This window comes from Gilvimarinus sp. DA14, assembly GCF_024204685.1.
Lineage (GTDB): Bacteria > Pseudomonadota > Gammaproteobacteria > Pseudomonadales > Cellvibrionaceae > Gilvimarinus.
In genome coordinates, this window is sequence record NZ_CP100350.1 from 3427422 (window position 1) to 3449270 (window position 21849).

Annotated in this window: 18 protein-coding genes and 1 tRNA gene; 9 read left to right on the forward strand and 10 right to left on the reverse strand. The window is 54.5% G+C overall.

The window, feature by feature from the left end; genetic code table 11:
• Positions 1-62: 62 nt before the first annotated feature.
• Both NHM04_RS15055 and NHM04_RS15060 read left to right on the forward strand, forming a co-directional pair.
• Positions 63-236: a hypothetical protein gene (locus NHM04_RS15055; RefSeq protein ID WP_254264576.1), complete on the forward strand. Its 174-nt coding sequence runs from the start codon at positions 63-65 to the stop codon at positions 234-236.
• Positions 237-353: 117 nt separating this feature from the next.
• Entirely contained in the window at positions 354-1811 is a 1458-nt protein-coding gene (locus NHM04_RS15060; protein ID WP_254264577.1) for a mechanosensitive ion channel family protein, read from the forward strand.
• 45 nt (positions 1812-1856) lie between these two features.
• On the opposite strand, the gene NHM04_RS15065 is transcribed toward NHM04_RS15060, so the two are convergent.
• Positions 1857-3422, reverse strand: a complete 1566-nt coding sequence (locus NHM04_RS15065; protein WP_254264578.1) for an enolase C-terminal domain-like protein — start codon at positions 3420-3422, stop codon at positions 1857-1859.
• 65 nt (positions 3423-3487) lie between these two features.
• On the opposite strand from NHM04_RS15065, the gene NHM04_RS15070 reads away from it, so the two are divergent.
• The 4 genes from NHM04_RS15070 to NHM04_RS15085 all read left to right on the forward strand — a co-directional run bounded on the left by NHM04_RS15070 (position 3488) and on the right by NHM04_RS15085 (position 10247).
• Complete coding sequence (locus tag NHM04_RS15070; protein ID WP_254264579.1) at positions 3488-5311, forward strand: monovalent cation:proton antiporter-2 (CPA2) family protein; 1824 nt, start codon at positions 3488-3490, stop codon at positions 5309-5311.
• 73 nt (positions 5312-5384) lie between these two features.
• Positions 5385-6506 carry an efflux RND transporter periplasmic adaptor subunit gene (locus NHM04_RS15075; protein WP_254264580.1) on the forward strand — a complete coding sequence of 374 codons (1122 nt, stop codon included), beginning with the start codon at positions 5385-5387 and terminating at the stop codon, positions 6504-6506.
• Positions 6506-9604, forward strand: a complete 3099-nt coding sequence (locus NHM04_RS15080) for an efflux RND transporter permease subunit (protein WP_254266652.1) — start codon at positions 6506-6508, stop codon at positions 9602-9604. The genes NHM04_RS15075 and NHM04_RS15080 overlap by 1 nt, the downstream gene beginning before the upstream one ends.
• Positions 9594-10247, forward strand: a complete 654-nt coding sequence (locus NHM04_RS15085; RefSeq protein ID WP_254264581.1) for a CerR family C-terminal domain-containing protein — start codon at positions 9594-9596, stop codon at positions 10245-10247. The genes NHM04_RS15080 and NHM04_RS15085 overlap by 11 nt, the downstream gene beginning before the upstream one ends.
• Here the strand turns inward: NHM04_RS15085 and NHM04_RS15090 are convergent.
• From NHM04_RS15090 to rpsU, 6 genes are all read right to left on the reverse strand, one after another.
• Positions 10228-10614 carry a hypothetical protein gene (locus NHM04_RS15090; RefSeq protein WP_254264582.1) on the reverse strand — a complete coding sequence of 129 codons (387 nt, stop codon included), beginning with the start codon at positions 10612-10614 and terminating at the stop codon, positions 10228-10230. The two genes, NHM04_RS15085 and NHM04_RS15090, sit on opposite strands and share 20 nt — an antisense overlap.
• Before the next feature lie 762 nt (positions 10615-11376).
• Positions 11377-11453 (reverse strand) — tRNA-Ile (locus tag NHM04_RS15095).
• A 284-nt stretch (positions 11454-11737) separates the two neighbouring features.
• The gene (rpoD, locus tag NHM04_RS15100; protein ID WP_254264583.1) at positions 11738-13546 is read right to left on the reverse strand and encodes an RNA polymerase sigma factor RpoD; all 1809 of its coding nucleotides are present in this window, start codon (positions 13544-13546) and stop codon (positions 11738-11740) included.
• Between the two features lie 112 nt (positions 13547-13658).
• Positions 13659-15629, reverse strand: a complete 1971-nt coding sequence (dnaG, locus tag NHM04_RS15105) for a DNA primase (RefSeq protein WP_254264584.1) — start codon at positions 15627-15629, stop codon at positions 13659-13661.
• A gap of 41 nt (positions 15630-15670) precedes the next feature.
• Positions 15671-16120 carry a GatB/YqeY domain-containing protein gene (locus tag NHM04_RS15110; RefSeq protein WP_254264585.1) on the reverse strand — a complete coding sequence of 150 codons (450 nt, stop codon included), beginning with the start codon at positions 16118-16120 and terminating at the stop codon, positions 15671-15673.
• Positions 16121-16180: 60 nt separating this feature from the next.
• Positions 16181-16396 carry a 30S ribosomal protein S21 gene (rpsU, locus tag NHM04_RS15115; RefSeq protein WP_254264586.1) on the reverse strand — a complete coding sequence of 72 codons (216 nt, stop codon included), beginning with the start codon at positions 16394-16396 and terminating at the stop codon, positions 16181-16183.
• Positions 16397-16566: 170 nt separating this feature from the next.
• Between rpsU and tsaD the strand changes: the two genes are divergently transcribed.
• Genes tsaD through folK form a run of 3 tightly spaced genes read left to right on the forward strand, consistent with a single transcriptional unit; the run spans position 16567 to position 18511 of the window.
• Positions 16567-17595, forward strand: a complete 1029-nt coding sequence (tsaD, locus tag NHM04_RS15120; protein ID WP_254264587.1) for a tRNA (adenosine(37)-N6)-threonylcarbamoyltransferase complex transferase subunit TsaD — start codon at positions 16567-16569, stop codon at positions 17593-17595.
• Positions 17596-17633: 38 nt separating this feature from the next.
• A complete protein-coding gene (gene folB / locus NHM04_RS15125) occupies positions 17634-17993 on the forward strand; it encodes a dihydroneopterin aldolase (protein WP_254264588.1) in 360 nt (119 codons plus the stop codon).
• Positions 17990-18511, forward strand: coding sequence for a 2-amino-4-hydroxy-6-hydroxymethyldihydropteridine diphosphokinase (gene folK, locus NHM04_RS15130; RefSeq protein WP_254264589.1), 522 nt, complete (start codon positions 17990-17992; stop codon positions 18509-18511). Before folB ends, folK begins: the two co-directional genes overlap by 4 nt.
• Before the next feature lie 140 nt (positions 18512-18651).
• On the opposite strand, the gene NHM04_RS15135 is transcribed toward folK, so the two are convergent.
• The 3 genes from NHM04_RS15135 to NHM04_RS15145 are packed head-to-tail and all read right to left on the reverse strand — an operon-like array spanning position 18652 to position 21598.
• The gene (locus NHM04_RS15135; RefSeq protein WP_254264590.1) at positions 18652-19617 is read right to left on the reverse strand and encodes a magnesium transporter CorA family protein; all 966 of its coding nucleotides are present in this window, start codon (positions 19615-19617) and stop codon (positions 18652-18654) included.
• Between the two features lie 11 nt (positions 19618-19628).
• Complete coding sequence (locus tag NHM04_RS15140) at positions 19629-20372, reverse strand: pteridine reductase (protein WP_254264591.1); 744 nt, start codon at positions 20370-20372, stop codon at positions 19629-19631.
• Positions 20369-21598 (reverse strand): multifunctional CCA addition/repair protein, encoded by a 1230-nt coding sequence (locus tag NHM04_RS15145; RefSeq protein WP_254264592.1) that lies wholly within the window; start codon positions 21596-21598, stop codon positions 20369-20371. Before NHM04_RS15145 ends, NHM04_RS15140 begins: the two co-directional genes overlap by 4 nt.
• Between the last annotated feature and the right edge of the window lie 251 nt (positions 21599-21849).

Below are 21849 nucleotides of genomic sequence, written 5' to 3' on the forward strand. Positions count from 1 at the left end.
GTAATACGCGGCTTGCCGCTCTCACAAAACCAAGAATCAATTTCGTATCAAGGAGCTCAATTATGTCTATTCTGAAACGCATTTTGCTGTTGGCTGTATTTGCCCTGCCACTAGCCGCTTGTGACACCAACGATGGACCGGCTGAAGAGTTAGGCGAGAATCTGGACAACGCGGCTGAAGAGACCGGTGATGCTATGGACGACGCCGCCGATGAAGTCGAAGATGCCGTCGATTAATGTCTGCGAAGAAGTGTCAGGCGAAAACTGCTAAGTTAAAGTAAGACTGACCGCGAGCAGCGGCCCGACCCCCCGGGCCGCTGCTTTTGTATGTATGGAGTAAAGAGGTAACTGATTATGGGCCTGCCCTGGCGCACCGAAAAATTCCTGCCAACTTTAGTCGCCCTTGTATTGCTGCTGGTGGGTTTGATAGTCAATCAGAGCGCCGAAGCTCAAATCCAAGCCATTGCCGAGCAGTTTACTCAAGAATCTTCCTCTAGCAGTGCAAGTAGTGCGTCCAGTGCCGCGAGCGAACAATCGCAAGACAGTGGCCAGTCGGAATCGGTCGGGGTGGATGTCAACGAGGTAATCAACGTCTCAGCGGTAACCGAGTCATGGCAGAGCGTGGTAGAAAAATTCCTCGCAAGCCTCGGTTTTACCAGCGGCTGGTCGGCTCATGCGATCGCCTCGGCGGTGGTTGGCGTCATCGCTTTTATCGTCATTATTCTGATTCGCGTGGGCAATCGAAAGCTTTATGGAAAGCTGCGCAAGCGCACCCGTATGCCGGGCAATATTAAGCGCATTAAACTGTATCAGCGCTTAAGCAATTTCTCCTTAATTCTGCTCACCGTGTTATTCGCCTGTTTGGCGCTGGTGGTTGTCTGGTGGGGCGATAGCTCCAATACAACAATCGTCGAGGGGATAACGGCGTGGTCAACCCGCTTGCTGAGTTTTACCATCGGCCTGATTGTTACCATGGTGGTGTTTGAGGTAATCGTCACCGCCGCCGAGCGCTATTTTTACCGCTTGTCCAACCGTGGCAGTGCCCGGATCAATACGCTTCTGCCGATTATTCGCAATGTTCTCTACGGCACTTTGGTGGTGATTTTCGGTATCACCCTTATTTCCGAGTTAGGGGTGGACGTGACGCCGCTGCTTGCCAGTGCCGGGGTCGTTGGTATTGCTGTGGGCTTTGGGGCTCAAGCGCTTATTAAAGATGTGCTAAACGGCTTTATTCTGATTTTTGAAGACTTGATTCAGGTGGGCGATGTTGCAGGCGTAGGCGGCAAAACCGGTATTGTGGAAAAAATTACTCTGCGCAAAGTGCAGTTGCGCGATCTGGATGGTCGAGTTTACACCGTTCCCTGCGGGGAGATTAAAGTAGTGGAGAACTACACCAAAGAGTTCAGCTACTATATGTTTAATGTGGGTGTCGCTTATCGCGAGAGCCCGGATGAAGTCATTGAGGTGCTGAAGGAAATTGGCGCCGAAATGCAGCAAGAAGACGAGTACAAAGACCTGATTATTGAACCCATAGAAATTCTAGGGGTGGATCAGTTTGCCGACAGTGCCATTGTCATTAAAGCGCGCATTATGACTAAGCCGATAAAACAATGGCAGGTGGGGCGCGAGTTTAATCGCCGCATGAAGTACGCCTTTGATGAGCGCAACATTGAAATTCCATTCCCCCATCAAACGCTTTACTTTGGCGAAGACAAAGACGGATCGGCACCGGCCGCTCGGGTTGCTGTGCAAGAAATGCCTGACACCCAACCGAGTGCTGCGAACGACGGTGAAGCCAGCGAGCAAAAATAAGGGCGCGGTTATGTCTTATAGGGCCAAGCCCTATAAGGCGGTGAATCAAGGGCTAATCTGCCGCGCCAGCGGTTGCAGTGATTTAGTTTGCCAGGCCTGGCCGTTGGGAAGCTGGTATAGCTCAAGGCCGGCGTCGGCGTAATCTACACCAACGCCGGGCTCGTGGTTCATCTGGTAATAGCCGTTACTAATCAGCGCCGGGTTATTGAACACACCTTCGTGCACGCTGCGGCTCGGCTCTTCTACAAACTCTAAAATGTCGGCGGTGCCACGGTTATCATTGGCGCCGAACAGTGCTTGCTTGATCGCCTGCACGTGGCGAACTCCTTCGCATAGGCCAATGCCACCGGCGTGGGGGCAGATACGCACATTGCGCCCCTGCTGCCGCGCTTTTTGTGCCAGTAGCAATATGGCTAGGTTGTCGGCAATACCGGCGACACGGCAATAATCCATCTGCAGCACTGGCAGTGCATAGGTTTTCTCGTGATCAAATCGGCCCAGCTGGGCGAAGAGTAAGTCTTTAAAAACACTGGGGCTGGCGCCTTGCTCGCCCGTGGATATGGGCGCTTGCAACGGTGGCTCGAAATCGGAGAAAGACATAGTCAGGGCCTGCTCGATCTGCACATGGCCCATGGCACTCTGGGCGGAGGTAGGCTCTTCAAACCACTGGATTTGGTAGGAGGGATTAACCCGGTACAAGCGTTTGGCCAGCTTATGAATGAAGACGATCGCGCTTTGCACATCGAAGATTTGATTGCTGTCCACCGCCAGGGTCATTTGCTTCAGGCGTTGATCGTTTTGGGAAATGGTGTCGAACACGGCACTGAGGCGCTCGCAGTCTTGTTCGGCGGCGCGGCTTGCCAGCTCGTCCAGCTGGGTGCGGCTTAACCATTCGCCACGGCCGGCGGCCGCAAGCCGCGCTTTGGCAAACTCGGCGCCGACCTTTACCTTAACCATGGACCAATTGCGTGAAATCAAATCCCTCACCTGTTGGCACAGAGTGTCGATGTCGATTCCGCTCCAGCCCGCGGTATTGTAGGCCAGTAGTCCATGGCGGTGAATGTCGTCAATTCGTGCATCCATACCTTGGCGAGCTTGCTGCAGCATTTGCACTGCCTCGGCGGGCGGTAGCACGTCGGCGATGGGCTCAAAATCGATAAGCGCCGCCAACTGTTCTGGGGCCAGGGTGAGCAGGGCCCGCCAGGCTGGTAACTTCAGGAATCGGCTCATTAAATCCCACAGGGCATTGATCACTGCGCCTATCGCCATACGCGAGGCCCCAGCGGCGCCGAGCCAAGCGTAGTCCGGGTCTTGTAACATTTGCTGGGCGAGGTCGCCAAGCTTTGTGCCCTCATGCAGCTGGCTGACGTCAATGGAAGTTTGCAGGAGAAAGTGCCGCGCGATGCGTTCGGTCATTTGCGCCTGCTCCTGCAGGCCACGGCCATTGGTAAAAATGATGCTACTGCCCGTAAGCGAAGGGTCGGAGGTAAATACTTGCAAATATACATTGGCGTACACCGGGCCGCCCTGCGCAATATTGCGAGGGTCGCCGCCAAACCCGGTAGGTGGCGCTGCAACAGCGCTAACACGAATGTCGGTTATGCTAATCATATAACTTGTCTGCAGGCTAAAGGAGTTTACTATCAGAATAGCAGCTATAGAACGGAGTGCTCGCCATGACTAACGCCCTGATTTATTTGTGTGCCGCCATTATTGCGGTGCCATTAGCCAAGCGCGCCGGCCTGGGGGCGGTGCTTGGCTACTTACTGGCGGGTGTGCTGATAGGCCCCTATGCACTGGCATTGGTGGGGGACCAAACCGATGTTATGCATGTGGCCGAGTTTGGTGTCGTGATGATGCTATTTCTTATTGGCCTGGAATTACGTCCCAGTCGGCTGTGGGATATGCGTCGACCGATTCTCGGACTGGGTGGATTGCAGGTGGTGTTAACGGCCAGTTTAATCACCGCTCTGGTTATGGGGGTGAGCGATCTCGATTGGCGCAGCGCCCTGGCAATTGGTTTGGCGCTGGCACTGTCCTCTACCGCTATTGTGTTGCAGTCGCTGCAAGAGCGCGGGCTGTTTAATACGCCGGCTGGTGGAAACACCTTTTCTGTACTCTTGTTTCAGGATATCGCCATTATCCCTATTTTGGCGCTTCTGCCTTTGTTGTCGAATGTTGCGGGCAGTGAGTCGCCCATGGAAAGCCACAGCTTGATTGAATCCTGGCCTGCCAGTGTGCAAGTGGTGGTCAGTCTGGCGACTATCGTGGCGGTGATTCTGGCGGGGCGTTTTTTAGCGGCGCCGATTTTTCGCAAAATTGCCGAGACAGATCTGCGCGAAATCTTCACCGCGTTTGCGCTGTTTATCGTGGTCGCTATTACCGTGCTGATGCAATCTATCGGTTTATCGCCGGCGCTGGGTGCCTTTATCGCCGGGGTAGTATTGGCGGACTGTGAGTACCGCCATGAAATAGAAGCGGATATCGAACCTTTTAAAGGGCTGTTGCTGGGCCTGTTTTTTATTACCGTGGGCGCCGGCATCGATTTTGACTTGTTGCTGAATAAACCCCTGGTGATCACCCTGGCGGTGGTGGCGCTGGTGGCTGCCAAGTTGCTGGTGCTGATGCTGTTGGCGGTGGTGTTTAAAATGGGCAAGTGGCGCGGTTTGCTTTTTAGTCTGGCACTGGCGCAAGGCGGTGAATTTGCGTTTGTGATTATCGCTGCCGCGAAAGCGAATCAGGTGGTGGATGCCGGCGTTGGCGATACAGTGATTTTGGTAGTGGCGTTATCGATGTTGCTAACACCATTGTTGCTCGCTGCCTACGAAACCCTTTTTTCCCGCACGGGACGTAAAACGGCCTCGTCTCTACCTGAGGATGAGTCAATCCCTTCGTCAGAGCATGTGATTATCGCCGGTTATGGCCGCTTTGGGCAGATAATCGGCCGCCTGCTGTCGGCCCAGGGGTACGACCTGACCATTCTCGATCACAGCCCGGGCCAGGTCGAGCTGGTGCGTCGTTTCGGCAGTAAGGTCTACTATGGCGATGCTTCGCGTGAAGACCTGCTGCGCGCTGCCGGTGGCGATCAGGCCAAGCTATTGGTGATTGCGGTGGACGAACCGGATCGCGCCATGCGCATTGTTCACACCGCCAAGCGCCATTTCCCCAATTTAAAAATATTGGTGCGGGCCATCGACCGTCCGCACGCCTACAAGTTAATAGCCGCTGAGGTAGACGGCTTGCGCCGCGAAACATTTCATTCGGCACTTAAGTTGGGGGTGGATGCACTAAAGCTACTGGGACAACAAAGCGATGCGGCCGAGCGGGCCGGTCATTTGTTTGAACAGCATGACGAAAACTCTCTAAGCAAGCTCGCCAAGATTTGGGGCGACGATAAAAGCTATGGGCGCGCAATTCGTAAAAACCTGGATGATTTGCGCCGGGTTCTGCAGGAAGATCAGAGCCGTCGCTCCGACTCCGGTAGTGCAGAGAGAGACTAAATTCACGGTGGATTTAATCAGGCGATTAATTTTATAATCAACTGATTAAATTTGTTCCTTGCCGGAGGTGGGTGTGAAAAGTTCTGCAAAGCAGCGATTGGTTGCTGGGGCGTGGTTGTTATCGCTTTGGTTTGTCTTAACGGCCTGCACCGACGCTGACAAACCACTCGAGAAGCCCGCGCCGAGACTGGTGGATGCGGCGCGAGTAGAGCCCGCCAATGGCGCCAGTCAGGTGAGCTTAAGCGGTCGGGTCAGGGCGGTAGAGCGTACAGTGCTGAGCTTTGAGGTGGGCGGAGAAATTAAGGCCATTCACGTGGATGTGGGCGATGCGGTTGAGCAGGGTCAGGTGCTGGCGAGTTTACACGCTGAACGCTACCAGCTGGTTCTTAAGCAGGCGCAGGCGCAAGCGTCGGAGGCCAAGGCTGCTTTGACGGAAAAAGAGCTGGATTACAGCCGCCTGAAGGAGCTGCAGGGGCAGGGTTTTGTCAGTAAAGCAAATTTAGATACCGCCAAAGCGGCGCTGGATACGGCGCAGTCGCGTTATCGTTCGGCCCAGGCTTCGGTGAATATTGCCGAGCGGGATGTAGCGCTTACCGAGTTAAAAGCTCCCTTTTCTGGGTCTATCAGTGAGCGTGTTGCTCAGCCTGCGCAGCGTGTCGCACCCAACGAGCCGGTGCTAGAGGCTATCTCGGAGCGCGGCGGCTTTGAGGTTTATACCCATGTGCCCGAGGCTTTGGTAGGTAAGTTGCGCCGTGGTAGTGAGCAGCAGGTGCTTATACCGGCGCTGAGTCAAGAAAAGCTCCGTGCCACTATTGAGCATATTGGCACGCGCCCCGAATCTTCCAATAACTATCCTGTAGTTCTGGCGTTAAGCGCCCACGGCTCTGATCTGCGTGCGGGAATGACTGCTCAGGCGCTACTGTCTCCAAGCGGCGGAAAAAACAGCCAGGGCAGTTTTTTAGTGCCGTTAACTGCACTGGTACACGGTGAACAAAACAGTGTTTATGTGCTGCGCATTAAAGCCGATAGAACACTGGAGCAGGTTGATGTAGAGATTATCGAGCCGCGTGTCAAAGTTGCCGAGGTGCGGGGTGCTTTAACCGCTGGCGATCAAATTGTCGCTCGCGGTGCAGAGTTTGTAGCGCCGGGTGAAACCGTAGAGATTATGGGGCAGGGACCGGAGCGTTTTAATTGATGAATATCTCCGAGCTTGCTTACCGTTACCGTCCCGTTTTGCTGCTGTGTTTGGTGTTATCGGTGCTCGCGGGTATTGCCAATTATTTCACTTTGCCCGCGCGTGAAGATCCGCAGATTATTATTCGCGAGGCACTTGCCAGCACCGCTTACCCGGGTTTATCCGCCGAAGAGGTAGAGGAAAAAATCACTAAACCCTTGGAGGCGCGCATTCGCGAGGTGGGGCAGGTGGAGTCCATTCGCTCAACATCTATGCGCGGTCGCTCGTTAATTCATATTGAGGTGCGCGACGAGTTTTTTGATCTGGACCAAATATGGGATGAGGTCAGGCAAAAAATTAATGCCGCTTACCCCTCGCTGCCAGATGGCACCCAAGAGACCGTTTTTAACGATGACTTTGGCGATGTTGCCGTAGTCACCGCGGCACTGTCATCCAGCGTTTACAGTCATGCCGAGCAGCTGGAAATGGCCGAACATATTCGCGCCGAGATCTACGCACTGGAGGGCACCAAACGAGTTGAGTTGTTGGGGGTGCAGGAAGAGCGGATTTATATCAATTTACCCGAGGCGCGTTTAGCCGAGCTGGGGCTGTCTCCGGGGCAGCTGGCTTCGCAGTTGCAACAGCGCAACATATTGCCACCCGCAGCAGAAATGGAAGCGGGCGAGCAGCGCTTTGCGGTTCAGGTGTCGGGCTCGTACAGCAGTTTACAAGATTTAGCCAGCGCTGAAATTCAGCTGCCTAACAACGGCGGGTCTATGCGCCTGGGGGATTTGGGCGAAATAGAGAGAGGCTACCAAGAGCCTGTCAGTCAGACTGCTTACTTTAATGGCAAGCGTGCCATTGTATTGGCTATCTCCATGCTGGATGGGCGCAGCGTGCTGGATTACGGCCATCAGGTAAAAGACAAAATAGAGTATTTGCAAACCATTTTGCCCGCCGGCTATGAGCTGGAGATTATGACCTTTCAGGCCGATCAGGTTGCCAACGCGGTTTACGGGGTTACCTCTAGTGTCTTGCAAACATTGGCCATCGTTTTAGCCGTAGTGATTTTATTTTTGGGCCTTCGCACAGGCTTGATTGTAGGTTCAATTATTCCCGCTGTTATGCTGGTCACTCTGGCGGTTATGGGCTTTATGGATATGTCGCTGCAGCGTATGAGTCTGGCGACACTGGTTATCTCTCTGGGCCTTTTGGTCGATAACGCAATTGTGGTCGCAGAGGATTTTAAAACCCGCTTAGAGGACGGCGATACGCGCGACGAGGCTTTACGCGTTACCGGTTCGGAGTTGGCCTTGCCGTTATTGTCTTCTACCCTGACGACAATTTTGGTCTTTCTGCCGCTGATGCTTGCCAACCATGTGGCCGGGGAGTACACGCGCTCCATTTCTATTGTGATTGCCATTACCTTAACGACCTCTTGGTTTTTGTCGCTAACGGTCACGCCGGTGCTGTGCCACCGATTTTTAAGCCTGCCTGCTGCGAGAAACAATAACAGCGAGTCCGGCCCTACCACGTTGTCTGATCGTTTATTCCGCGCCATGAGCGGACGTTATGAATTGCTGCTGCGCCACGCTTTGGCGCATCGCGTGGTATTTTTGTTTGTCATGCTGGGGTTGTTAGTGTTGGGGGTGGGGCTAATGCAGTTGGTGCCGCAGAAGTTTTTCCCCGACTCGGACCGCAACCAGGTATTAGTCTATGTGGACTTTCCCGTGGATATTTCACCCACCCAGGCAGACGAGGCCATTCAAAGACTCAGTGGGGAGATTCAACAGCATTCGCAGCTGGCTGAAGATATCACTAGCGTGGCGGGTTATGCGGGCTTTGGCGGACCGCGTTTTGTCCTATCTTTAACGCCTATAGACCCGGCGGTCAACAAAGGTTTTTTGGTGGCTAATGTCGCTGAGCGCGACAAGGTGGATGCGGTTAAACAGCGTTTACACGACTATTTTGTCAATCATCATCCAGAGCTGCGCGCTCAGGTGGTAAAAATGTTTTTGGGCCCCTCCGACAGCAATTTGCTGGAGGTACAAATAAAAGGCCCAGACCGAGAAGTGCTGTTCTCTCGTGCCAAAGACGTTGAGGCAATTCTGGCCAAGCAGCCGGGTGCGCGCGATATTAAGCACAGTTGGGAAGCGCGTAATTCGGCGTTGGATGTGCAGGTAAACCAGGCGCAGGCCCGTGCCGCGGGTGTCACCTCGGAGGATATCGCCCAATCATTGCGCGGCGCCATTGACGGCTATCAGCTATCGCGTTTTCGCCAGGGGGATAAGTTGATTCCCATTATGCTGCGTAACGAAGCAGAAGAGCGCGCAAGCCTTGAGCGGCTCAAATCCCTGACCGTTTATCCGTTAGAGTCCAATGGTCGTGGCGTGCCTCTGAATCAGGTGGCCGAAATTAAACTGGTAAGCAGTTACGGCAGAATCGACCGCGAAGATTTAGTCCGTACTATTACCGTACAGGCGCGCAGCACCGTGATGACCGCCGAACAAATGCAGCCTAAAGTAGTCGCCCAGTTGACTGAGCTGGAAAAAACACTGCCGCCTGGCCATTGGATCGAGTACGACGGCGTAGTGAAAATGTCTGCGGAAGGCCAGGCGGCATTGCAGGCAAACTTGCCCATGTGCATCGGTTTGATCTTTATCTTGCTAGTCGCGCAATTTAACTCGTTTAAGCGGCCGCTTTTGATTGTGGTGACCATTCCACTGGTTATTCTCGGCGTATCTGTGGGGCTGCTGATTATGCGGGCCGACTTTGGTTTTATGGTATTGCTGGGGCTGTACAGTTTGGCGGGTATCATTATTAACAACGCGATTGTATTGATTGACCGTATTGATATCGATCGACAAAACTCTGCATATACCGCGGTTGAGGCTGTGATCAAAGCTTCTGTGCGGCGGTTGCGCCCCATCATCATGTCCACCGTCACCACGGTGTTGGGTTTTTTGCCATTAATTGCCGGTAACGATCCGCTATTTTATGGCATGGCCTGCGCGATGGCCTTTGGTTTGGCGGTAGGTACCGTTATGTCGTTGGCGGTTGTGCCTGTGCTATACAGTTACGCCTTCAAAGTATCAGTAGAGGGCGTACGTGGAAAATAATCGGCAGGATATATCAATACGACCCGAGAGCACTGAAGCCAAATTGATTGATGCGGGTATTGCTCTGTTTGGCGAGCTAGGTTTTAAGGCCACTACCACCCGCATGATTGCGGACCAAGCGGGCGCCAATATCGGCTCAATTGCCTATTATTTTGGTAACAAACAGGGGCTGTATCTCGCCATTGCTGAAACCATCAGCCGTTGCATACTGGAAAAATTATCGTTTGCCGATGCGCCCAATCCCAAAAGGCTTAATAAGCAGGAAGCCAGGGCCGAGCTTACCGCTATTTTGCATCGCATGATCGACGTATTTACCAAGGACAATGAAGCGGAGAAATGGTTAATGCTGATTTTGCGTGAGCAGGTATCGCCTGGCGCAGCCTTTGATACGCTCTACGATAATGCATTTTCCAAAGTTCAGAGTCATCTCAGCCAGCTGGTTGCCAGAGTATGCGGCACCAAGCCGAGTTCGCATCAGGTTATTGTGCAAACACACATGCTGGCGGGGCAGGTTGCCTTTTTGCTAGTGGGGCGAACTCCGCTATTGCGTCGCCTGGCTAAGCGTGAATCTCAGTTGGACGCGGCAACTATTGCCATTGCCAAAAACACTATCGCACTCAATATCAATGCCCTTGATGCTTGAGGCGTTTTTGCAGACCTCTGAGGATACTATCGCCCTCGGTTTCGCGGTTATGGCAATTTGTCAGGTACCAGTTCTGACTTATACCTCGCTTACTTTCCACTTTTGATTGCAGGCAGCTGCCGTGTCCCAAATCTACTTGGGTGCTGCCACTGATATCTCTATAGGTGCTTGGCGCGGATTCGCTTTGGCGCAGATAGCCGCCGCCAAGCCTCCCTCTCAGGCGCGGATCAAAAGCGCCTTGCGGCGCTTCCTTGGCAGATTGTAATCGCGGGTTGATCTGTTTCGCGGGCTTAGTGTCGTATTCCGGCTCAACCGGCTCAACCGGCTCAACCGGCTCAACCGGCTCAACCGGCTCAACGGTTGTCACTTTGTTCCGTTTACGGGGGGCAGGGTTGGGCTCTTGCTTTGATGTTACCCGTGGCATCGGCTCGGCTGCTATTGCAACCGGCTGTGGATTTGCGTTTGGACGTTGTTTCAGGGTAATCGCGAGAGGCTCGGTAGGCTCTGGCACACTCGTTGTTTTGCCGGGCCAAAGTAAAAAGATGCCCAGGTGTAATAATATGGACGCCCCCAGCCCCAGCGCTAAAGCCCGATGGCTGATCTCCCTACGCGCCGGCCTGCAAAGCGCATCCTCGATTGGCAAAGAATCCATTTATTACACCTATTAAACGCTAAGCCGATAGACCGCAGCGCGCAACACATGTTCCGATCAAGGTCTCGATTACCGACGAGCGAGGGTGCGGAGAAATTTTCGTCTAGAGGAAGAGCTGCAAAACGGCATGTTTTTACGCAGTAAAATTGACCGTTCTTATAGCTCTGCACCGGTGGGTTGAGGGGAGCCGAGAAAGATTCGATAGGGCTCCAATATAGAGCTACGGGCAATAAAAAAGCCGCTATCCGAGAAGATAGCGGCTTCTGTATGGTGGGCCCGCCCAGAGTGGGCTCGGCACATCCTGTGCCTCAGGCTTCGCCCGCCGTCGCTGCGCTCCCGCGCCCAAATCTGATCCCGTCAAATTTGTGAACTGGGGACCTGCCCCAGGGTTTTATAGAGAGGTGAGTCGGATGCTCTAACCAGCTGAGCTAGAAGTAATAAAAAAGCCGCTACCCGAAGAGATAGCGGCTTTCCGTATGGTGGGCCCGCCCAGACTTGAACTGGGGACCTGCCGATTATGAGTCGGATGCTCTAACCAACTGAGCTACGGGCCCTGAACTTGATCTTTTGTCCCCTGAACTGCGTTGCTTGCTCGCAATCCTCAGTCACATATTAATATATGCTCCTTGCGGGTGGCTCCCAAGCGCCTTGTCAGGGAACAAAATCTACTGCGTTCAGTAGTAATGTTTGTTTTCTGCAGCGAACTACAACACACTGTTCTGCGTTCTGCGTTCTGCGTTCTGCGTTCTGCGTTCTGCGTTCTGCGTTCTGCGTTCTGCGTTCTGCGTTCTGCGTTACGGAGCGGCATTATAGCCAGCTCCGAACTCTTGTAAATCCCTTATTCGTCCAAAAAGCTGCGCAAGTGGTCGGAGCGCGAAGGGTGGCGCAGTTTGCGCAATGCCTTGGCTTCGATCTGACGGATACGCTCACGGGTTACGTCGAACTGTTTGCCAACTTCTTCCAAGGTGTGGTCGGTGTTCATATCGATACCGAAACGCATGCGCAGTACTTTTGCTTCACGTGCGGTCAGGCCTGCCAACACTTCGCGAGTGGACTCAGTCAAGCCGATGCTGGTAGCTGACTCCACGGGCGAAACAATGGTGGTGTCCTCAATAAAGTCGCCCAGGTGAGAGTCTTCATCGTCGCCGATGGGGGTTTCCATCGAGATGGGCTCTTTGGCAATTTTAAGAACCTTACGCACCTTGTCTTCTGGCATTTCCATGCGCTCGCCCAGCTCTTCGGGGGTGGGTTCGCGACCCATTTCCTGCAGCATTTGGCGTGACACACGGTTCAGCTTGTTGATGGTCTCTATCATGTGCACCGGAATACGGATGGTGCGGGCCTGGTCCGCAATGGAGCGGGTAATGGCCTGACGAATCCACCAAGTAGCATAGGTTGAAAACTTGTAACCGCGGCGGTATTCGAATTTGTCGACCGCTTTCATCAAACCGATGTTGCCTTCCTGAATCAGATCGAGGAACTGCAGGCCACGATTGGTGTACTTTTTCGCGATAGAAATTACCAGGCGCAGGTTGGCCTCGACCATTTCTTTCTTGGCGCGGCGCGCGCGGGCTTCGCCAATGGACATGCGACGGTTGATGTCTTTGATGGCGGCCAGGCTCAGGCCGCTGTCTTCTTCAACCTGTTGCAGCTTGCGCTGGGCACGGGTGATTTCTGCCTCATAGGGCTTAAGTGCTTCTGAGTAATCGCGCTTTTTCTTGATGATTTCCGCGATCCATTCGTCGTTGGACTCGTTACCGGGAAACTCTTTAACAAAGGTCTTGCGCGGCATTTTCGCGCGACGTACACACAGTTCCATAATCGCGCGCTCTTCCTGACGGGCGCGATCGAGAATGCTGCGTACGTTGATGTAAATGGGGTCGAACTGGCGCGGCGGCAGTTTGAAGAATTTAAAAATCTCGCCCAGGGCGTTCAGTTCTTTCTCGGCCTGCTTGCTGTCACGGCCGTGTTTTTCGGCCGCTTTTTCGGCTTTAGCCAGCTGCTTTTTCAGCGCGCCAAAGCGCTCTTTGGCCTCTTCCGGGTCTACCCCAGAAGTGCTTTCCTCTTCGTCGTCGTCGCTGTCGTCGTTTTTCGACGGCGCGGCGCCAGCGGTAGGAATTTCATCAGAAGGATCGAGCCAGCCGATAATCACATCGGCGAGGCGGCGCTCTTCTTTTTCCACCAGTTCGTATTCGTCAATGACCTGCTGTACCGAGCCCGGCCAGTATGAAATGGCGTGCATCAGCTCGCGCACACCTTCTTCGATGCGCTTGGCAATGGCGATTTCGCCCTCGCGGGTGAGCAGCTCTACGGTGCCCATTTCACGCATGTACATGCGCACTGGGTCGGTAGTACGGCCTGCCTCGGTTTCTACGGCGGCCAGGGCAGCAGCGGCCTCGGCAGCGGCAATTTCATCCGCGGAGGAATCGCCGTCGGCCATCAACAGATCATCGGCATTGGGCGCCTGTTCGAAAACGCGGATACCCATGTCGTTGATCATTTGGATGATGTCTTCGACCTGATCGGGATCTGAGATGTCCTCGGGCAGGTGGTCATTAACCTCGGAGTAGGTCAGGTAGCCCTGTTCTTTACCTCGAGCAATGAGCTCTTTGATGCGAGACTGTTGCTGTTTAGCGTCGTCAGCCATTCGATACCCTGTGAAAGTAGCAGTTAAAAAGCAAGCGCGGGATTATAGCTCAAAGGGTGTGGTCAGTTCTAGGAAAATCAAGGGAAATGCAGGGTTTAAGAGGTAAAAAAGTTTATTTTTCCCGGCCGATGGCCTGCGCTACCAGAGCGGCTTTTTCCTCGCGCGATAGTTGTTTGGCTTCTGGGCTTTTCAGGCGTGCCAGAGCTTGGTTGCGCTGCATTTTGCTTTGTAGTTCGCGGATTTTGGCGAGACTGGACTCTAGAGCGGCGCGGTAGTTATAGCTGCGCTCGCTGTCGGTTTCTTTGCGCGTAATACTGGTGGCTGAGTGTAATAGGTCATTCCCGGCAATCGCGGCGAGGCGATCTGATTCTTCCTCGCCGTAGTTGGCGCGCCAGTGGCCGAGGATATGGGGCAGCTGGTAATGGCTGCGCTCGTGCAGCAGCTTTAGCAGCCGGCCCAGGCGGCGCAGTTCTATGTTGTCTTGATTGAGCCAAAATTCGTGCTCGGGTTCTGCCTCGGCAAGCTCTGGGTGTGCTAGCAGTAACGCCATGGCTTTGTGCTGAGGTGGCATCAGGTAACGGCTGGCGGTTGGCGCTGGTTGTTGTTCGCGCTGCGCTGTCGGGACGTCGTGTTCGTAATCCGGTGGTGGCAGGTCGGCGGCTGGATAGTATTCGTCCGGAGGAGGGATGTCCTCAAGCGGTGGTTGCAGCTCCTCTACGCGGATGCGCGCCACGGGTTCGGGCTCGGCGGTGGGGGTTGGTGCGGCGCTTGGCAGTGCCTCGGGTGTTTCTACCAGCTCTTCCAGAGTGGCGCGGCTGAGGCCAGTGCGGCTTGCCAGCGAGTCGAACATCAGCTCGCGAAACACGCCTTTAGGCAGCTTTTCCAGCAGTGGGGCGGCGCGCTTGCTGAGGTGAGCGCGGCCCTCCATGGTGCGAATGTTGATGCCTTCGGCGGCGGCGTCGAAGAGGTAATCTTCGAGTGGCACCGCCAGGTTAATCAAGTTTTCAAATTTTTCCGGGCCAATTTGGCGCACCAGGGTGTCCGGGTCTTCGCCTTCCGGGAGAAACAAGAACTTAACCGTGCGGCCGTCGGTCATGGCGGGCAGTGCGGCTTCCAGGGCGCGGGTGGCGGCTCGGCGCCCGGCGCTGTCGCCGTCAAAGCAAAACACCACTTCACTGGTGTAGCGGAAGGCGCGCTCTAAATGGTTTTCGCCGCAGGCGGTGCCAAGCGTGGCGACGCCGTAGCGAATGCCGAACTGCGCCAGGCTGACGACGTCCATATAGCCTTCTACCACTAGTAGTCGGGGCAGGTTGCGGTAAGCCTCGCGGGCCTCGTACAGGCCATAGAGTTCTCGCCCTTTGTGAAACACCGGAGTTTCGGGCGAATTTAAATATTTGGGTTTGTCGTCACCCAGCACCCGGCCGCCAAAGCCAATAACCCGGCCGCGGGTGTCGCGAATCGGGAAGACAATACGAAAGCGAAAGCGGTCGTAAAGCCGGTCGGTATTTTCCGGTTGAATTAACATACCGGCGGTCAACAATCCGTCTTTGGTTTCGCCGCTGGTGCCAAGGGCGCTGAGCAGGTTATCCCATCCGGGAGGGGCGTAACCTATGCCGTAATCGCGCGCAATGCGGCCGTCCAGGCCGCGGCTTTTCAGGTAATCGACGGCTTTGCTGCGCCCGGGATGCTCGCGCAGTTGCTGCTGGTAAAAATCGCTGGATTTTTCCAGCAGGTCGTAAAGACGCTTGCGCAGTCGGTCCTGTTTGGAGGCACCGGGGCTGGTTTCTTCTTTGGGAACGTCCAGCCCGCACAGGTGGGCGAGCTGCTCTACCGCTTCGGGAAAGCCTACCCGCTCGTAGTCCATCAAAAAGCCGACGGCGTTGCCGCTGGCGCCGCAGCCAAAGCAATAATAGAACTGCTTGTCGGGGCTGACGGTAAAGGATGGGGTTTTCTCGTCGTGGAAAGGGCAACAGGCGGAGTAGTTTTTGCCCGTCTTTTTCAGTTTGACGCGATGATCCACCACCTCGACGATGTCGACGCGGTCCAGCAGTTCATCAATAAAGGGCTGGGGGATACGGCTCATGGAATGATTTTACGTTCTCCGTGAGCCGAAAGAAATGCGATTCAGCCGAGTGAGGCTTTAATCCGCTTGCTTACCTCGGCCATGTCGGCGCGGCCTTGCACCTGGGGTTTCACCAGGCCCATGATCTTGCCCATGTCGCGCATCTCATTGGCGCCGGTTTGTGCGATGGCTTTGTCGACGATTTCGTCCAGTTCGGCACTACTCAGAGGCTGTGGCAGAAACTCCTGAATAATCACGCTTTCAGATTGTTCCTGCTCGGCCAGCTCGGTGCGTCCGGCCTGCTCGTACTGGGCGATGGAGTCGCGGCGCTGCTTGAGCATTTTGTCCAGCACGGCCAAAACCCGTGCGTCATCCAGCTCGATGCGCTCGTCAACTTCAATTCGTTTAAATTCCGCCATGATCAAACGCAAAACAGCCACGCGCGCCTTCTCTTTGGCTCGCATGGCGGTTTTTAGCTCGTCATTAATACGGGTTTTTAGCTCGGAGGCCATAATTTACCCTATTGTATGCTGAGCGTATGGCCCGGCCACCAGCGGGTGGCCGGCACCAGCTTAGTACATGCGCTGGAACTTGCGAGATTCGCGCTGTACTTTTTTGGCGTGGCGCTTAACAGCGGCTGCCATGTTGCGTTTGCGAACAGCGGTGGGCTTCTCGTAAAACTCGCGGCTGCGAACTTCGGCCAATACACCTGCTTTTTCGCAAGCGCGCTTGAAGCGACGCAGAGCGACGTCAAACGGCTCGTTTTCTTTAATCTTTACTGAAGGCATGCTTTTACCTTTGGTTGAACAAAAAATGTCTAACGTTCTAAGGGTGCGGGATTCTATACACTTCGGCTCTGGGCTGCAAGCGCTTCTTGCGTGTTTTTTGCGGTCGCGGCTGGCCCCCGACAAAAGGGATCTATATGATAGCGAGCTTTTACGGCATACAGGCATAAAGCATGCGAGTGTTGGGTATAGAAACCTCGTGCGATGAAACCGGAATCGCACTGTTTGATACTGAAAATGGCCTTCTGGCTCACGATCTGTATTCGCAGATCGAGGTGCACGCCGAATACGGCGGTGTAGTGCCAGAGCTGGCCTCGCGAGACCACGTGCGTAAGATTTTGCCCCTTATAAAGGAAGTGCTCGGTAAGGCCGGATTGCAGCTGAATGATATTGACGGTATTGCCTATACCGCAGGCCCGGGGCTGGTAGGGGCTTTAATGGTGGGGGCCAGTGTTGGCCGGGCGCTGGCCTATGCACTGCAGGTGCCCGCCATCGGTGTGCATCATATGGAGGGGCATCTTTTGGCTCCTATGCTGGAAGACTCGCCGCCCGAGTTTCCCTTTGTTGCGCTGCTGGTCTCCGGCGGCCATACCCAGTTGGTCAAAGTAGAGGGGATTGGTCAGTATGAGCTGCTGGGTGAATCGTTAGATGATGCCGCGGGCGAGGCGTTTGACAAAGCCGCCAAAATGCTCGATCTGGACTACCCGGGTGGCCCCCACGTGGCCCGGCTGGCAGAGCAGGGTACTGCTGGCCGGTTTACCTTTCCCCGGCCTATGATTGATCGCCCGGGGCTGGATTTTAGTTTTTCAGGCCTGAAAACTTATACGTTAAATACTGTTGCAGAGCACAAAGGTGAAGATGGGTTGCCGGATGAGCAGACCTGCGCAGACATCGCGCGCGCTTTTGAAGAGTCGGTGGTTTCTACCCTGGTGATCAAGTGCCGTCGCGCCCTGGAGGCTACTGGTTTTAAACGTTTGGTGATTGCCGGTGGTGTTTCGGCTAACAAGCGCTTGCGCACCGACCTGGAAACCGCATTGCAGAAAATCGGGGCGCAGGTGTTTTACGCTCGCCACGAGTTCTGTACCGACAATGGCGCGATGATCGCCTACGCCGGGGCCCAACGCCTGGCCGCGGGGCAGCGCGAGGGTTTAGCGATTAACGTGCGTCCTCGCTGGCCACTGGATACCCTGGCGCCGCTTTAAACGAGCCTTGGCGGATTAAAACCAACAAAGAGAACATCATGGATATTGTCTATATAAGAGATCTGCAAATCCAAACGATTATTGGTATTTACGATTGGGAGCGTGAGGTGCGTCAGACCGTCAGTATTGATTTGGAAATGGCCAGTGATATTCGCCGTGCCGCCGAGACAGACAATATTGAATACGCGCTTAACTATAAGGCTGTATCCAAACGGATTATCGCTCATGTGGAAAATCGCAGTGCGCTATTGGTCGAGTCTTTGGCGGAAGAAATTGCCGCGCTGGTGCGTGAGGAATTTCATGTTCCCTGGCTGCGCTTGCGCCTGAGCAAGCCTGGCGCGTTGCGCGGGGCGCGGGATGTGGGGCTGATCATCGAACGCGGGGAAAAGCCGGCATGAGTCGCGTGTACTTGAGTCTGGGCAGCAATATTGACCGCTATCGCCATATCGGGGCGGCCTTGGATTCGCTGGCCGCAGAGTTTGGCGAGCTGGATATTTCTACTGTATACGAGAGCGAAGCGGTAGGCTTTAACGGCAGTAACTTTTTGAACTTGGTGGTGGGTATTAATACGTCACTGCCTGTGGGGGGGCTGTCGCTAAAGCTGAAGCAGATAGAAGACGCTAACGGCCGCAACCGCGCTGGCCCCAAATTCAGTCCCCGGACTCTCGATATCGATATTCTGACCGTAGCGGAGAAAGCCGGTGACATTGATGGGGTAGAACTGCCCCGCGACGAGATCACCAAAAACGCCTTTGTGCTGTTGCCCATGGCGGAGCTTGCCCCCGACGAAGTTCATCCGTTATTGCAGCGCACCTATGCGCAACTGTGGCAAGAGTACGACCAGAGCTCGCAAAAGCTCTGGCCGGTATCGTTTGAATGGCGCGGTAAAGAGATATCGGTTGGAAAGAGGGTCTAATGTCGGAGGTCTGATGTCAGACGCGGAATGCACAATGCCTAACGCAGAACGCAGAACGCAGAACGCAGAACGCAGAACGCAGAACGCAAAAAAATGTTATCCAGCGTCCATGGCGTCCGACATCAGATGTCTGACCGCATTTATAGCCACCGCAGTTTTCTAAACAGTACCAGCAGCCCAGCGCCAATTAAGCCCATTAATCCCATAACAATAAAGTAGCCGTTTTTAACGTGCAGCTCCGGAATATTGTCGAAGTTCATACCGTATATGCCGGCGATAAATGTCAGTGGAACGAAAATGGCGGTAATGACCGTCAAAACGCGCATGGTGTTATTCAGCATGTGCGAGGTGAGCGACAGATAGCCTTCAATTAAATCACCGCAAATTTCGTAGTACATGGTCGCCAGGCTGTGTACTCGCTCGCAGCGGTCGAACAAATCCTGCAAGGCGTGGACGATATCTGGCTCGGTGCGTATAAATAGATCCGGGGTTTCTTTTAACAGGGTCTGTGCAATGCGCTCGTGGTAGTTAAACACGCGCTTTAATTTACGCAGACGAGATTTATAGGAGATTAACGTGCGCATTACTGAGTCGTTAGGACTTTCCTGCATGGCATCTTCCAGATCGTTAATCCGCTCTTCGAATGCCAGAACTGCGTCCAGATAGCGGCCTACCGAATAATGCATGATGCGAATGGCCAGCAGCGCTGGCTGGCGCACCAGAGAGCTTTTGGCGTCGTTCCAGTGCTGTTGGATGCTGAGTGATTTACCCTGATGGATACTTATAAAACACTTTTCTGAGGCGAACAGAGCAATGGGAACAAGTTCGACATTGAGTTCTTCGTCAAAGTGAGTGATACCGCGATACAGCACCAATTCCTGGTCGTCAAAACTCTCGGTCTTGGGAGGGTGTCTTTTGCGCTGGGCATCTTCGACCGCCAGAGGGTGGCAGTCCATGGCCAGCAGTAAGTCGCGTTCGGCGCGAGGGTCTTCACTTAAAATATCAATCCACAGGTGGCCGTCGCCACTTTCGCGCCATTGCGCGATAAGCTCTTCGCCGCCGCAGCGGCGTTCACCCGACTCGCTAAGCCAGAGGGTTTTAATCATAAGTTTATCCCTTACTGTTGTAGGCTGCGCCCGCCGTCAACGGCGATAATCTGCCCGGTGATATAGGGCGCCTCAGTCAGTAAAAATGCCACCGTGCGGGCGATGTCGGCAGGCTCGCCGCTGCGCTGCAAGGCGGTTTTCTCCAGTATAGATTGCTGCGCTTTATCGCTCAGCGCAGCGTCATCTTCTGGCCAGGCGATGGCCCCCGGAGCAATGCCATTGACTCGCACCTCGGGTGCCAGTTCCCGTGCCAGGGTTTTGGTTAGCATCACATTGCCCGCCTTGGCCATACAGTAAATGCTGTGATTCTTGAGAGGACGCTCGGCGTGTATGTCGGCAATGTTGATGATGCAGCCCTCGGTTTGCTGCAACGCCTGGCTCAGTTTCTGACTGAGGAAAAAAGGCGCTTTTAAATTGCTGGCAAATAAATCATCCCACTGGTGTTCGCTGGCGCTGGCTAGCGCGGTGGGATAAAAACTGGAGGCGTTGTTGATCAGAGCGTCCAGGCGGCCCCAGCTGGAGCATGCCGTTTCCGCCAGTGCTTTGAGCTCAGGCATCTTGGCTAAATCCGCGCGGACTGTGCACACACTGTTGTCCCGCTGAGCGTTTAGGTGCTCGGCCAATGCCTCCGCCTCGGTGACCGATTGGCGGCAGTGGATGATGAGGTTCCAGCCCTGCTGATGTAAATGGGAGGCAATGGCGGCGCCAATGCGTCGAGCTCCTCCGGTAATGAGGGCGACCCGGGGTGTGCTCATAAACTCTGCTCCTGTTTAAAGTCTTGCAATAAACGTAAGCGCTCGGCTTCGATTGCCTCGCCCAGCTCGCCGCCCTGGTAACCCTGTTTTACCAGAGCCTGAATATCAACTTGTTGCGCCACGTTTAGGGCCTCGGCTAGGTATTGGCTTTGTGGATAGTCGTGCTTGGTAAAACCTGTGCGCCCGCGCGAGTCGGCCTTGCAGGTCAGTAGAAATTGATGGAAACGTTTGGGTTTGCGGTAGGCGTCTGTCTGCTTAAATAATTTAAGTAAAGTGGCGGGCTTAAGTTCAAACGCGCGGTGACAGTGGGTGTGAAACTGCGCCGCTAGCAGAGCCAGATCGCGGCAATCGTTGGGCACGGCTAGGCGCTGGCATAGCTGCTTGATGGGCGCGATGCCCCGCGTTTCGTGACCAATATGGCGGGGCCATTCGTCTTTTGGTGTGAGCCCCTTGCCTAAATCGTGCATTAGGGCGGCAAAACGTACAGACACATCATCGCTTAGTTCGCAGGCTTGTTGCAGCACCATCAAGCTATGGACGCCGGTATCCACTTCCGGGTGGTGCTTGGGCGGCTGGGGGAGGCCAAACAGAGTGTCCAGCTCTGGCATGACCACTGCCAGCGCGCCACACTGGCGCAGTGTGGTGATAAACACGTCCGGATGCCGTTCGCCCAGAGCGCGTTGAAACTCTTTCCAGACTCGCTCAGCTACCAGATGATCTGCCTCGCCGGAGCTGACCATTTGTGCCATAAGTGCCATGGTTGGCTCGGCCACCGTGAAGCCAAGGTGGTGATAGCGGGCGGCAAACCTGGCTACTCGTAAAATTCTTACCGGGTCTTCGCTAAAGGCGCTGGAAACGTGGCGTAAAGTCTTTTCCCGCAGGTCGCGCGCGCCACCGTGTGGATCAATCAGTTCACCTGCTTCGTTCATTGCCATTGCGTTGATGGTCAGGTCGCGGCGAACAAGGTCTTCTTCCAAGGTAATATTTGGCGCGCAGTGAAAGCTGAAACCGCCGTAGCCGGGCGACGTTTTACGTTCTGTGCGCGCCAGGGCGTACTCTTCTTTACTGTCGGGGTGAAGAAAAACGGGAAAGTCTTTGCCTACCGGGGTATAGCCGAGCTCTGCCATTTGTGCGGGCGTGGCTCCCACCACAACCCAGTCTTGCTCGCTGTAGGGGTAGCCCAGCAGGCGGTCGCGCACAGCGCCCCCGACCAGGTAAATTTGCATCTGTTTCGCTGTGTTTGTCATGCCGACATATTATCGATTTCGGCGTTTTAGTCCCACCAATAATTTACTGCTGCGCCCGCAGTTAAGCCCCCTAAGGACGCCCACTAAGCTTCACTCATGACCTGGGTGGCGGATGGAGGCTTTGCGTCTGCTGATACGAAAAAGCCAGCTTGGCAGCAGCGTTATGTCTCACGGTGGTCATTTTTGGTGCGTAGTCTATTGTTTAAGTTTTCCGAGTGCGCAAGTTTGGT